We start from the raw sequence: 941 nt of genomic DNA on the forward strand, positions 1-941 counted from the left end.
GAGCCCTTTTCATCCTGGGCTGGATGCGTTGACGGGCAAGGCTGGTCGCTGATCACGGGTTGATGGTCGTCGGCGTGTCGTCGCTCGGACGTGGTGAAGCCCCTGGTAGCAGAGCTTTCGACCAAGATCGTTCCGCTTTCCAGGGGCTTCAGATGTTGTATTACCGTGCCGCGCTGCCGTTGTCACACCGGACCCTGACCTTCGTGTCCGGGCTGATCCGCGCTCACCGCAAGGAGTTGGGCTCGGTGTGGCGCAAGCTCAACCCGGGCGAGCAGGCCTTGCTGGTGCTGGTGTACCTGCGCAAGGGTGAGCCGTTCGCCGAGGTCGGTGCCGGGTTCGGGGTGTCGACGACGACCTGCTGGCGGTATGTCGACGAGACCGTGGAACTGCTCGCACGTCGGGCGCCGAAGCTGCGGGCGGCGCTGCGAAAAGCGAAACGGTCGGGCATGGCCTACGTCGTGGTCGACGGCACGCTGATCCCGGTCGACCGGGTCGCCGCGGACCGGCCGTTCTACTCCGGCAAGCACAAGATCCACGGGGTGAACCTGCAGGTCGTCGCGTCCCCGGACGGGACGATCCTGTGGGTGTCCGGGCAGTTGCCCGGTAGCACCCATGACACCGCCGCGGCCCGGATCTGGAACATCCTCGCCGCCCTGCGCGCCGCCGGTCTGATCGCCCTGGCCGACAAGGGCTACCACGGCTACGACCCCACCGGACAGCACGTGATCACCCCTTACAAGGGCAGGAACAAGCCCGACTCCCAGAAGGACGCCAATCGCGCTCACGCCCGACTCCGCGGACCCGGCGAACGCGCCAACGCCCAACTCAAGACCTGGCGCATCCTGCGCAAACTCCGCTGCTGCCCACGCCGAGCCAGCCGAATCGCCAAAGCCATCCACGTCCTACAGAACTACGAGACCACCGCAGGATGAAAAGGGCTC

The 941-nt window shown here is 66.4% G+C and carries 1 protein-coding gene; it reads left to right on the forward strand.

Annotated features, from left to right (window positions below; translation table 11 throughout):
* Positions 1–152 precede the first annotated feature (152 nt).
* On the forward strand, positions 153–932 hold the full coding sequence (locus tag GPZ80_RS31885) for a transposase family protein (protein WP_187224813.1): 780 nt from the start codon (positions 153–155) through the stop codon (positions 930–932).
* The last annotated feature ends 9 nt before the right edge of the window (positions 933–941 follow it).

The organism is Actinokineospora xionganensis, assembly GCF_014323725.1.
Lineage (GTDB): Bacteria > Actinomycetota > Actinomycetes > Mycobacteriales > Pseudonocardiaceae > Actinokineospora > Actinokineospora xionganensis.